This is a genomic window from Micromonospora sp. DT178, assembly GCF_049841695.1.
Classification (GTDB): domain Bacteria; phylum Actinomycetota; class Actinomycetes; order Mycobacteriales; family Micromonosporaceae; genus Micromonospora.
The window spans coordinates 130,716-142,455 of record NZ_JBNCKV010000011.1 but is presented as its reverse complement, the minus strand read 5'-3'; the positions used below and the strand labels follow the sequence as shown (position 1 = coordinate 142,455).

Genomic DNA, 11,740 nt, shown 5'->3' with positions numbered 1-11,740 from the left:
CGCGAGCCCTGGTCGGGGCTTCGAGCGGCGTGACAGGGGAGGTCGGCGTGACGTCACCGGTGGGTCTGCACCGCGTTGTCGAACCGGCGGGGGTGCTGCCGCAGGCCGCGTGGCGGCTGGACGCGAGTCCGGAGATCGCGCCGAACGAGGTGCGGATCCGGGTGGAGCGGTTGAACCTGGACGCGGCGAGCTTCCGGCAGCTGTGGGAGAAGCACGGCGGGGACGGCGACGCGGTCCGCGCCGAGGTGCTTCAGATCGTGTCCGCCCGGGGCAAGATGCAGAACCCGGTGACGGGATCGGGCGGGATGCTGATCGGCACGGTGGAGGAGGCGGGGCGGCGTTCCCCGCTGGGGCTGCGGGCGGGGCAGCGGGTGGCGACCCTGGTGTCGCTGACGCTGACGCCGCTGACGATCCTCGACGGGTTGGCCCGCTGGGACGGGCGCAGCGAGCAGGTGCCGTGCGACGGGTACGCGATCCTGTTCGCCCGGTCGATCGCGGCGGTGCTGCCGGCGGATCTCGATCCGCAGCTGTCCCTGGCGGTGCTGGACGTGTGCGGGGCGCCGGCGCTGACGGCGCGGGTGGTGTCGCGCTACGTGGCGGAGCGGGAGCGGGCGGGGGACGCGACGCCGGTGCGGGTGGCGGTGATCGGTGGCGCGGGTAAGAGCGGGTCGCTGTCGCTGGCGGCGGCGCGGCGGGCGGGTGCGGCCCGTACGGTCGGGGTGGTGCCGGTGGTGGCGGAGCGTGACGCGCTGGCGGCGGTGGGTCTGGCGGACGCGGTGGCGTTGGCCGACGCCCGGGATCCGGTGGCGTTGTCGACGGCGGTGACGACGGCGTTGGAGGCGCCGGCGGACGTGACGGTGGTCTGCGTGGACGTGCCGGGCTGTGAGCACGGTGCGGTGCTGGCGACGGCGGATGGCGGCACGGTGGTGTTCTTCTCGATGGCGACGAGTTTCGCGGCGGCGGCGTTGGGGGCGGAGGGCCTGGCGGCGGACGTGACGATGCTGGTCGGCAATGGTTACGTGCCGGGGCACGCGGAGTTCGCGTTGGGTCTGCTGCGCGCGGAGTCGGGGGTGCGGGCGTTGTTCGAGGCGCGTCTGGCGGCAGACTGATGGTCATGACGAACCCCTCGACTCTGTACCGCGGCGGGACGCTGCACTGCCCGGCCGATCCGAGCGCGACGGCTCTGCTGGTCACCGACGGCCGGATCTCCTGGTTGGGGGTGGACGCGGACGCGCCGGCCGCCGAGCGGGTGGTGGATCTGGACGGGGCGTTGGTGACGCCGGCGTTCGTCGACGCGCACGTGCACGCGACGGACACGGGGTTGGCGTTGTCGGGGCTGGACCTGTCGGGGGTGCGGTCGGCGGCGGAGTTGCTGGACGCGGTGGCGGGGTTCGCGGCGGGGTTGCCGTCGGACGCGGTGGTGCTGGGGCACGGCTGGGACGAGTCGAGCTGGTCGGTGCCGGAGCTGCCGGACGCGGTGGTGTTGGACCGGGCGGCCGGTGGTCGGCGGGTGTATCTGTCGCAGGCGTCGATCCATTCGGCGTTGGTGTCGGCGGCGTTGCTGGCGGCGTGTCCGCAGGTGGTGTCGGCGGCGGGGTATGACGCGTCGGGGTGGTTGCGGCGGGACGCACACCATGTGGTGCGGGCGGCGGCGTTCGCGTCGGTGACGCGGGCGCAGCGGGTGGCGGCGCAGCGGGCGGCGTTGGCGCACGCGGCGTCGCTGGGTATCGCGGCGGTGCACGAGTGCGGTGGTCCGGAGATCTCCGACGAGGAGGACTTCACGGGTTTGTTGGCGTTGTCGGGCGACGGTGTGGCGGAGGTGTACGGGTACTGGGGTGAGCTGCTGGGTGCGGCGCGGGCCCGGGAGTTGGGTGCGGTGGGGGCCGGGGGTGATCTGTTCGCCGACGGGGCGTTGGGGTCGCGTACGGCGCACGTGTCGCGTGACTACCTGGACGGTGACGGGGGTTGTGGGCACGGCTACCTGAGTGCGGAGCAGGTGCGTGAGCATCTGTTGGACTGTGCGGCGCACGGTGTGCAGGGTGGGTTCCACGCGATCGGTGACGCGGCGATCTCGACGGTGCTGGAGGGCTTCGCGGGGGCGGCGGAGAAGCTGGGCACGGACCGGGTGCGGGCGGCGCGGCACCGGATCGAGCACGCGGAGATCATGAACAAGCGGTTGATCGCGGGGTTCGTGGAGTACGGGATCGTGGCGAGCATGCAGCCGGCGTTCGACCGGTTGTGGGGTGGCGCGGGTCGGATGTACGAGTCGCGGCTGGGTTTGCAGCGGTCGTTGGAGTCGAATCCGATGGGGGCGATGCACGGCGTCGGGGTGGCGTTGGCGTTCGGGTCGGATTCGCCGGTGACGCCGCTGGATCCGTGGGGTTCGGTGCGGGCGGCGGTGTGGCACCACAGCCCGACGCAGCGGATGAGTGTGCGGTCGGCGTTCGCGGCGCACACCCGTGGCGGGTGGCGGGCGGTGCGTCTGGACAACGAGGGTGTGCTGGCGTTGGGGGCGCCGGCGACGTTCGCGGTGTGGTCGACGCCGGCGGGGGTGGACCGGGGGTTGCCGGTGTTGTTGGCGGCGGATGTGGAGGCGCGTGGTCCGTTGGACCCGACGCCGCTGCCGGTGTGTCGGCGCACGGTGTTGCGCGGTGACGTGATCTTCGAGGAAGGGTCTTCGTGAGCGAGCGAACCATCGGTACGGCACGGGGGGCGCGTGGCGCCGTCGCCGGGCGGAGTGGGGTGACGGTGTGACGGGCAAGCTTGACCTGGATCCGCGGCTGGTGGCGCGGGCGCGGGAGTTGGCGCGCCGGGCGGGGCAGCCGGTGGTGGATCTGGCGCGCAGCCACACGACGGTGTCGGTGGAGCGTGCGGTGTTGCGGCTGGCCGGGGTGGCCGGTGCCGATCCGGACGGGATTCCGTGGGTGAACCGGCTCGTGGACGCGGTGGTCGCGGACGTGGGGTTGGGGCACGGGGTGGCGTTGCCGGTGTTCGACGCGCTGGCCCGGGAGCAGCTCGGTGACGTGACGTTGCTGGCGCAGAAGGCGGCGGCCGGGTCGGTGCGGTTCGAGGTGCCGACGAGGAAGGCGGCCACGGCGGCGCGGAAGGCGGCGCGGCGGTCGGTGGGTGCGGGGATCCGGGCGATCGACCGGCGGCGGGCGGAGCGGGACCGGCTGGTGAGGCGGTTCGGGGATCCGAGGCAGCGGCCGTGGATCTATCTGATTGTGGCGACGGGGGACATCTACGAGGACATTCCGCAGGCGCAGGCGGCGGCGCGGGCGGGTGCGGACGTCATCGCGGTGATCCGGTCGACGGGGCAGTCGTTGCTGGACTACGTGCCGGAGGGTGCGACGCGGGAGGGCTTCGCGGGCACGTACGCGACGCAGGAGAACTTCCGGTTGATGCGGGCGGCGCTGGACGAGTCGTCGAGGGAGTTGGGCCGGTACGTGCGGCTGACGAACTACGCGTCGGGTCTGTGCATGCCGGAGATGGCGACGTTGGCCGGCCTGGAGCGGCTGGACATGATGTTGAACGACTCGATGTACGGGATCCTGTTCCGGGACATCAACCCGATCCGGACGTTCGTGGACCAGCGGTTCTCGCGTCAGGTGCACGCGCGGGCGGGGATCATCATCAACACCGGTGAGGACAACTACCTGACCACCGCGGACGCGGTGGACGAGGCGCACACGGTGACGGTGTCGCAGTTGCTCAACGAGTTCTTCGCGCACGAGGCGGGGTTGGCGGACTGGCAGTTGGGGTTGGGGCACGCGTTCGAGATCAACCCTGATGTGCCGGAGTCGTTGCGGTTGGAGTTGGCGCACGCGTTGCTGGCGCGGGAGTTGTTCCCGGACGCGCCGTTGAAGTGGATGCCGCCGACGAAGCACATGACGGGCGACGTGTTCCGGGGCAACCTGCTGGACGGGTTCTTCAACCTGGTGGGGACGGTGACCGGTCAGGGGATCCTGCTGGTGGGGATGATGACCGAGGCGGTGGTGACGCCGTGGTTGTCGGATCGGGACATCGCGCTGCAGAACGTGCGGTACGTGCTGGGTGCGGCGGGCGGGTTGCACGAGGACTTCGTGCCGGCGCCGGGCGGGTTCATCCAGCAGCGGGCCAACCGGGTGCTGGGTGAGGCGGTCGAGCTGTTGGAGCGCATCGGTGAGCAGTCGCTGTTGACGGCGATCGCCGAGGGCACGTTCGGGATCATGAAGCGGCCGGCGGACCGGGGCAAGGGGCTGGCGGGGGTGGCCGCGCACGAGGCGGACTACTTCAATCCGGCCACGGAGATCCTGGAGGCGCCGGCGGTGGCGGGTGGAGAGGTGGCACGGGCGTGAGCGCCGTCGAGGCCGGCGGGGACGCCGGGAAGAGGATCGTGCGGCCGTACGGGGACACGACGGGCGACGGCATGGTGCAGGTGTCTTTCACGTTGCCGGTGTCGCACGACAAGCGGGCCGAGGGCGCGGCGGTGCAGTTGGCGAACAAGATGGGCATCGATCCGGCGATGCTGGTGCACGCCAAGCCGATGAGCGACGGGTTCACGTTCTTCGTGGTGTACGGGCGGGTGAACCATCTGGTGGACCTGTCGGCGGTGCAGGTGGTGGAGCGTGACTTTCCGCTGCTGAGCGCCAAGGAGGTCAACGCGGTGGTGAAGCGGCGGTTGCGGCGCAAGCTGTCGGTGGTGGGGGCGTGCATCGGCACGGACGCGCACACGGTCGGCATCGACGCGATCCTCAACGTCAAGGGCATCGCCGGGGAGAAGGGCCTGGAGTACTACCGGGAGTTGAAGGTCACGAACCTGGGTGCGCAGGTGAGCGTGCCGGAGTTGGTGGAGGCGGCGCGGGTGGAGCGCGCGGACGCGGTGTTGGTGTCGCAGGTGGTGACGCAGCGCGACGCGCATCTGCACAACACGCGGGAGATGTCGGCGGCGTTCCGGGAGGCGATGCCGGCGGGGCGTCGGCCGTTGCTGATCGTGGGTGGGCCGCGTTTCGACGAGTCGATGGCCGGCGAGTTGGGTGTGGATCGGATCTTCGGCCGGGGGACGACCCCGGGTGAGGTGGCGAGTTTCCTGGTGCACGCGTTGATCACGGACAAGAGGGCGAAGGCATGAGTGATTCCCGGGTGGGTCTGACGGTCGTGCACCGGCGGTATGTGCCGTATTCGCACGCCCACTACGCCGGCAACCTGGTCGACGGGGCGTACGCGTTGGGGTTGTTCGGGGACGTGGCCACGGAGGTGTGTATCCGCACCGACGGTGACGAGGGGTTGTTCGCGTCGTATTCGGACGTGCAGTTCCGGGCGGCGATGCGGGCGGGTGACGTGTTGGAGGTGACGGCGACGGTGACCCGGGTGGGTACGCGTAGCCGCACGATCGACTTCGCCGCGAGGGTGGTGTGCCGGGGCCGGCCGGATCGGGGTGAGTCGGCCGCGGAGGTGCTCGACGAGCCGATCGTGGCGGTCACCGCGACCGGCACGGTGGTCGTTCCGCCGGTGGCGTGAGGTACGCGGTCTGCGCCGACGTCGGGTCCACGTACACGAAGGTGGCGGTGGTGGATCTCGACGGGGGCGCGTTGGTGGCGTCGGCGTCGGCGCCGACGACGGTGGGCACGGACGTGCTGCACGGCCTGGACGCGGCGGTGGCGGCGGCCACCGCCGGCCTGGCAGTGGGTCGGGTGCCGTGGTACGTGTGCTCGTCGGCCGGTGGTGGGTTGCGCCTGGCGGTCGTGGGCTACGAGCGTCTGGTGACGGCGCAGGCGGGCCGGCGGGTGGGTCTGTCGGCGGGCGCGGACGTGGTGCACGTGGCGGCGGGTCGGCTCGGTGCGGCGGAGCTGGCCGGGTTGCGGGCGGCCCGCCCGGACGTGGTGCTGCTGGTGGGCGGCACCGACGGCGGTGACGCCGAGACGTTGACGCACAACGCGACGCGGCTGGCGAGGGCCCGCTGGCGGGTGCCGGTGGTGTTGGCCGGCAACGCCGACGTCCGCGACGACCTGCACGCGGTGCTGGCGGGGGCGCGGGTGCCGGTGACGATGGCCGACAACGTGCTGCCGCGCATCGGGGTGTTGGCGCCGGCGTCGGCGCGGGCGGCGATCCGGGAGGTGTTCCTGCGGCACGTGATCGGTGGGAAGCGGTTGTCGCGGGGGTCGCGGTTCGCGCGGCTGGTGCGGGCGGCCACCCCCGACGCGGTGTTGACCGGCGTGGAGGTGCTGGCCGACACGCTGGGTGGTGATCTGGTGGTGGTGGACGTGGGTGGCGCCACGACGGACGTGTATTCGGTGCTCACGCCGGACGAGCGGGCCACCGGGCCGGGGCGGGAGGTGGCGGGGTCGCTGTGGCGGGCCCGTACCGTCGAGGGGGACCTGGGCATGCGGTGGAGCGCGCCGGGGGTGGTGCGGGCGGCCGTCGAGGAGCGGTTGCTGACCGACGGGCAGCGCGACGACCTGGCGGCGGGGGCGGCGGTGCGTGCCGGCGATCCGGGGTTCCTGCCGGTGGGGGACGCGGAGCGTGCGGTGGACGCCCGGATCGCGGCCCTGGCGGCGACGGTGGCGTTGCGGCGGCACGCGCGGGGGGCGGCCACGGGTGAGCGGGCCGGGCGGGACCTGCGCGACGTGCGGCTGCTGGTGGGTTCCGGTGGGGTGCTGCGGCACGCCGCGCCGGTGGACGCGGCGGGTGTGCTGGGTGCGGTGCTGGCCGACCATGCCGGTGGGTGGCCGTTGCCGCGGGCGGCGCGGCCGGTCGTCGACGTGGACTACGTGCTGGCCGCCGGTGGGTTGCTGGCCGCCGAGCATCCGGAGGCGGCGGGGGCGTTGCTGCGCCGGCACCTCGCCACGGATTGAGACTCGCCGACGCGACACGCCGTGGTGTATCGCACGACAGGCCCGGGTGGGTTGACAGCGGCGGGGGTCCACGCCGTACCGTCTTTGAGTCCTACTACGGGAAGCGGCTGTTGTTCGCTTCGTCCCTTCGTCCGCTGGCCGAGCGACATGTGAGCAGTGCGTCGCGGCGGCCAGGTCCAGCGGGCGGGGGTCGGCGGGGCGGCGCGAACCGGCCGCGGTTACCGGTGTACGGGCAGGGTGAGGTGCACGGCCAGTAGACAACGGCCAGGCGGGGGCAGCCAGTCCGCGTCGGGTCGGTCCGAAGGTCGGCGCAGCTCATTCTCGCCCCACCGGCCGGGAAGGGCCTGGGAGCATCGGGGCGCGGCGCGAGCCGCGCCCCGATTTGTGTCCGTGGCCTGCCCTGCGGGGTGTGTGGCCCGGTGGGGCGGCGACCGGCCGGCGGGTAGCCTTCGGCCCGTGATCGTGGGGATGGTGCCGGCGCCGACCGGGGACGACAGCGGGCCGCCTGCCGGGCGGGCGGGTGTGCCGCGGGCGCTGCCGTTGCCGGTGGCCGCGCCGATGGCGGTGGTGGCCGGGCTGGCGTTGCTGGCGGCGTTTCCGCCGTACGGGCTGTGGCCGCTCGCGCCGCTGGGGGTGGCGTTGCTGGCCGCGGCGACGCACCGCCGCCGGGTGCGCGGGGGCGCCGGGTTGGGGCTGCTGACCGGGGTGGCGTTGTTCGCGCCGCTGCTGAGCTGGACGAATCTGCACACCGGCTACCTGCCGTGGGTGTTGCTGTCGCTGTTGCAGGCCGGCTACCTGGCGCTGCTGGGCGCGGCGGGCGCGTACGCCTCGCCGCTGGTCGACCGGGTGCGGTGGAGTTGGCCGGCGGTGACCGGGGTGTTGTGGGTGGGGCAGGAGGCGCTGCGCGACCGCACCCCGTTCGGCGGGTTCCCGTGGGGGCGGCTGGCGTTCAGCCAGGACGGCTCGCCGCTGCTGCGGCTGGCCGCGTGGGGTGGCGCGCCGCTGGTGACGTTCGCGGTGGCGCTGACCGGTGGGCTGCTGGTCGCGGCGCTGTGGCGGCCGTGGGGCGGTCGGCGGCGCTGGTGGGTGCCGGTGGCCGGGTTGGCGGCCGGGGCGGTCGCGGTGCCCATGGTGGGGCTGCTGGTGCCGGTGTCCGGTGCGGGGGGCGGCGACGCGGTGACGGTGGCGATCGTGCAGGGCAACGTGCCCCGGCTCGGGTTGGACTTCAACGCCCAGCGGCAGGCGGTGCTGAACAACCACGTCGACGCCACGATCGAGCTGGCGGGGCAGGTGTCCGCCGGTGTGCGGCCCCGCCCCGACCTGGTGGTGTGGCCGGAGAACTCCAGCGACATCGACCCGCTGCGCGACACCGACGCCGGGGCGCGCATCTCACAGGCCGCCGACGCGGTCGGCGCGCCGATCCTGGTCGGTGCGGTGCTGCGCGGCCCGGGGGAGGGGCAGGTGCGCAACGCGGGGATCCTGTGGCGGCCCGGCAGCGGCCCGGACCTGGAGCAGCTGTACACGAAGCGGCATCCGGTGCCGTTCGCCGAGTACGTGCCGATGCGTGATCTGGCCCGGATGGTCAGCAAGCAGGTCGACCGGGTCCGCGCCGACTTCGTGCCGGGCAGTGAGCCGGGGGTGCTGCGTACGGGGGCGGCGGTGCTCGGCGACGTGATCTGTTTCGAGGTCGCCTACGACGAGGTGGTGCGTGACACCGTCACGGGCGGGGCGCAGCTGCTGGTGGTGCAGACCAACAACGCCACGTTCGACGTGGCCGAGGCACGCCAGCAGTTGGCCATGGTGCGGTTGCGGGCGGTCGAGCACGGCCGGCCGGCGTTGATGGCCTCCACGGTCGGGGTGTCCGGGTTCGTTGCCCCGGACGGGCGGGTAAGCGACGCCACCGGGTTCAACACCCGAGCGGTCGTGGTGCGGCAGCTGCGGCTGGACGACGGGCGCACCCTGGCCACCCGGGTCGGGTTGTGGCCGGAGGTGGCGCTGGCCACCCTGGCCGTGGTGGCCCTGGTCGGCGCGGGCGTGCTGCGCCGCCGGCCGCACGCCGGGTGACACCAGCCGGTACGCCGGCGGAGGGGGAGCGACGGTGGGCGAGACGACCGGCACCCGGACGGAAACCGGTCATCCGGGGGTGGGTCGGGTGCTCGTGGTGATCCCGACCTACAACGAGGCCGACAACGTGGCGCGGATCGTGGCGCGGGTGCGTCGCGCCGCGCCGGCGGTGGAGATCCTGGTCGCCGACGACAACAGCCCGGACGGCACCGGTGCGCTCGCCGACGCCCTGGCCGGCGACGACCGTCGGGTGCACGTGCTGCACCGCGAGGGCAAGCAGGGCCTCGGCGCGGCCTACCTGGCGGGGTTCGCGTGGGCCCGCGAGCGCGGCTTCGACGCGGTGGTGGAGATGGACGCCGACGGTTCGCACGCCCCGGAGGACCTGCCCGCGTTGCTGTCGGCCGCCCGCGACGCCGACGTGGTGATCGGGTCCCGCTGGACCGCGGGGGCGCGGGTGGTGAACTGGCCGCTGCGGCGGCTGCTGTTGTCGCGCTGCGGCAACCTGTACGCGCGGCTGGTGTTGGGCATGCCGTTGTCCGACGCGACCGGCGGCTACCGGGTGTACCGGCTGGCGGTCCTGGACGAGATCGACCTGGCGTCGGTCTGCTCGCAGGGCTACTCGTTCCAGGTGGAGTTGTCGCGGCTGGCGCACCGGTCCGGGGCGCGCATCGTCGAGGTGCCGATCACGTTCGCCGAGCGGGAGCGCGGCAGCAGCAAGATGAGCCCGCTGATCGTGGCGGAGGCGTTGTGGCGGATCACGGCGTGGGGGGTGCAGGACCGGCGGCTGGCGGTGCGGCGGGGCCTGCACGGTACCCCCACCGGTCAGGTGCGGTGGCCCTGAGCGGCGGCGTGTCATGCTGGACGGGGCGCCGGCGCCCGTGCGGGGTGGCCCCGCCGCAGGCGCCGCTGATGGCGAATGGGGTGAGATGCGCCGAGGACTGAGGTTTGTGCCGTTGGCCCTGTTGGCGGCGACGCTGCTGGAGTTGGTGGTGTTCGTCGCGGTGGGGCGGGCGATCGGGTTCGGCTCGGCGCTGCTGGCGGTGTTCGCGGTGTCGCTGCTGGGGCTGGTGCTGCTGCGTCGGGAGGGGATGCGCGCCTGGCGTGGCTTCAAGGCCTCCGCCCAGGCCGGTCAGCCGCCGGGCCGGCAGGTCACCGACGGTCTCGTCGGGCTGCTCGGCGCGCTGCTGCTGGCGATGCCGGGCCTGCTCAGCGGCCTGGTGGGGGTGTCGTTGCTGGTGCCGCCGGTGCGCCGGCTGGCCCGCAACGGGGTGCAGCGGGCCGCGGAGCGGCGGGTGTCGTCGATGGTCGCCGGTGACCTGTTCGGGCCGCGCCGGGTGCGGGTGCGTCGGGGTGCGCCGCAGCCGGCACAGCCGCAGCCGGCTGCCGAGCCGACCGTCGTCGTCGACGGGGGTCGTGCCATCGAGGGTGAGATCGTCGAGCCCGGCCGGAACTGATCCGGACACGACGGCGCCCCGGGAGCGGATGCTCCCGGGGCGCCGTGGCGTCCAGGTGTGGCTCAGGCGCGGCCGCGGCGGGTGCGGACCTCCTGCAGCCGCTCGGCGAGGATGTCCTCCAGCTCGGCGATGGAACGCCGCTCCAGCAGCATGTCCCAGTGGGTGCGCGGCGGCTTGGCCTTCTTCTGCTCCGGCTCGTTGCCGTCGACCAGCCGGGCCACGCTGCCGTCGAACTTGCACTCCCAGGTCGTGGGGACCTCGGCGTCGACGGCGAACGGAACCTCGAACTGGTGGCCCTTGGCGCAGAGGTACTCGCGGGTCTGACGCGGCGCGAGCTCCGTGTTGCGGTCGGATTCGTAGCTGACCGCGCCCAGACGGCTGCCACGCAGCATACGCTCGCCCATGATCGACTTCCCCTCGTTCGTGGTGCTGGTCTTCTCGGTGTAACGGTCCGTTCCCGCCGGGCCATTCCCGCCCGGACGCCGGGCGGGCCTGCACAAGGGTAGCCGGCCACGCCAGCCGCCCGACGGGGTCGCCCCGGGCCGCATCGGGCGGGTGGAGTGTTTCCGCTGTGCCACCGGCGATGGTAGCCGCCCCGAGGCGGCGCAGGTCGCGGCGGCCGGTGACGCGCCGGCCGCGCCGCGCGGATGCGCACTCCGACCGCTCACCCGAAAGCCCGGCCCGCTCCTCCTCGCGGGGACGGCACAGCGACTCTTCGCGGGGAACGGCACAGCGACGCGGCGGCCGGCTCAGGCCGCCGGGGTCGGTGGCAGCGGCAGCGGCAGGCCCGGCAGCCCGTCGATGCTGCGGGCCACGTGGTCCTTGCCGGCGAAGTAGTCGCTCAGCGACGCGTCGTCCTCCCGGGCGAAGCGCCGGGCGTGCAGGTCGCGGTCGGCGTCGTAGGACATGAACGGCACCGCGTAGCCGCAGGTGTCGCGGATCAGTTCGGCGCGCACGACGATGATCGCCCGCAGGCCGTGGACGCTGGTGTCGATGTCCGGGAAGTGGCCCACCAGCTCACCCCAGCGGGGGTCGTCACGGAACACCGGCTCGCCGCGCCCGTGCACCCGCACGATGTTCGGCGGCCCGTCGAACGCGCACCACATGAGGGTGATCCGGCCGTTCTCCCGCAGGTGCGCGATCGTCTCGGCGTTGCTGCCCGCGAAGTCCAGGTAGGCCACGGTGTGCGCGTCGACGACCGCCCACGAGCCACGCAGTCCCTTCGGCGACAGGTTGATGGTGCCGTCGCCCGACAGCGGGGCGGTGGCGGTGAAGAACAGCGGCTGGTCCTCGATGAAGCTGCGCAGCCGGCCCTCGATGCGCTCGTATGTCTTTCCCACCTGCGCATCATGGCCCGGTGACGGTCCCTGCGCTGCCCCGGGGCGGTGC

At 73.4% G+C, this 11,740-nt stretch carries 10 protein-coding genes and 1 pseudogene; 9 read left to right on the top strand and 2 right to left on the bottom strand.

Annotation, left to right across the window (positions count from 1 at the left end):
* Window positions 1–59: 59 nt before the first annotated feature.
* The 9 genes and pseudogenes from ACLQ22_RS21520 to ACLQ22_RS21480 all read left to right on the top strand — a co-directional run bounded on the left by ACLQ22_RS21520 (window position 60) and on the right by ACLQ22_RS21480 (window position 10,351).
* A complete protein-coding gene (locus tag ACLQ22_RS21520) occupies window positions 60–1,109 on the top strand; it encodes a zinc-binding alcohol dehydrogenase (protein WP_425693956.1) in 1,050 nt (349 codons plus the stop codon).
* A gap of 5 nt (window positions 1,110–1,114) precedes the next feature.
* Window positions 1,115–2,683 carry an amidohydrolase gene (locus tag ACLQ22_RS21515; protein WP_425693885.1) on the top strand — a complete coding sequence of 523 codons (1,569 nt, stop codon included), beginning with the start codon at window positions 1,115–1,117 and terminating at the stop codon, window positions 2,681–2,683.
* Window positions 2,684–2,750: 67 nt separating this feature from the next.
* Window positions 2,751–4,337: a lysine 5,6-aminomutase subunit alpha gene (locus ACLQ22_RS21510; RefSeq protein ID WP_425693884.1), complete on the top strand. Its 1,587-nt coding sequence runs from the start codon at window positions 2,751–2,753 to the stop codon at window positions 4,335–4,337.
* Window positions 4,334–5,110, top strand: a complete 777-nt coding sequence (locus tag ACLQ22_RS21505; protein ID WP_425693883.1) for an OAM dimerization domain-containing protein — start codon at window positions 4,334–4,336, stop codon at window positions 5,108–5,110. The genes ACLQ22_RS21510 and ACLQ22_RS21505 overlap by 4 nt, the downstream gene beginning before the upstream one ends.
* On the top strand, window positions 5,107–5,499 hold the full coding sequence (locus ACLQ22_RS21500; protein ID WP_121398270.1) for a hotdog domain-containing protein: 393 nt from the start codon (window positions 5,107–5,109) through the stop codon (window positions 5,497–5,499). Before ACLQ22_RS21505 ends, ACLQ22_RS21500 begins: the two co-directional genes overlap by 4 nt.
* Window positions 5,496–6,833 (top strand): glutamate mutase L, encoded by a 1,338-nt coding sequence (locus tag ACLQ22_RS21495; protein WP_425693882.1) that lies wholly within the window; start codon window positions 5,496–5,498, stop codon window positions 6,831–6,833. The genes ACLQ22_RS21500 and ACLQ22_RS21495 overlap by 4 nt, the downstream gene beginning before the upstream one ends.
* A gap of 382 nt (window positions 6,834–7,215) precedes the next feature.
* Window positions 7,216–8,929: pseudogene (gene lnt / locus ACLQ22_RS21490) on the top strand (apolipoprotein N-acyltransferase); the annotation flags it as partial.
* Between the two features lie 2 nt (window positions 8,930–8,931).
* Entirely contained in the window at window positions 8,932–9,738 is an 807-nt protein-coding gene (locus ACLQ22_RS21485) for a polyprenol monophosphomannose synthase (RefSeq protein WP_425693881.1), read from the top strand.
* Window positions 9,739–9,823: 85 nt separating this feature from the next.
* Window positions 9,824–10,351, top strand: a complete 528-nt coding sequence (locus ACLQ22_RS21480) for an FxsA family protein (RefSeq protein ID WP_425693880.1) — start codon at window positions 9,824–9,826, stop codon at window positions 10,349–10,351.
* A gap of 62 nt (window positions 10,352–10,413) precedes the next feature.
* Here the strand turns inward: ACLQ22_RS21480 and ACLQ22_RS21475 are convergent, their stop codons facing one another.
* Entirely contained in the window at window positions 10,414–10,755 is a 342-nt protein-coding gene (locus ACLQ22_RS21475; protein ID WP_007460094.1) for an RNA polymerase-binding protein RbpA, read from the bottom strand.
* A 345-nt stretch (window positions 10,756–11,100) separates the two neighbouring features.
* On the bottom strand, window positions 11,101–11,691 hold the full coding sequence (locus ACLQ22_RS21470) for a pyridoxamine 5'-phosphate oxidase family protein (protein ID WP_425693879.1): 591 nt from the start codon (window positions 11,689–11,691) through the stop codon (window positions 11,101–11,103).
* Between the last annotated feature and the right edge of the window lie 49 nt (window positions 11,692–11,740).

Excerpts from the sequence above, each read along its gene's own strand:
- ACLQ22_RS21500 (WP_121398270.1), top strand. The coding sequence starts at position 5,107 with ATGAGTGATTCCCGGGTGGGTCTGACGGTCGTGCACCGGCGGTATGTG.
- ACLQ22_RS21480 (WP_425693880.1), top strand. The coding sequence starts at position 9,824 with ATGCGCCGAGGACTGAGGTTTGTGCCGTTGGCCCTGTTGGCGGCGACG.
- ACLQ22_RS21515 (WP_425693885.1), top strand. The coding sequence starts at position 1,115 with ATGACGAACCCCTCGACTCTGTACCGCGGCGGGACGCTGCACTGCCCG.
- ACLQ22_RS21475 (WP_007460094.1), bottom strand. The coding sequence starts at position 10,755 with ATGGGCGAGCGTATGCTGCGTGGCAGCCGTCTGGGCGCGGTCAGCTAC.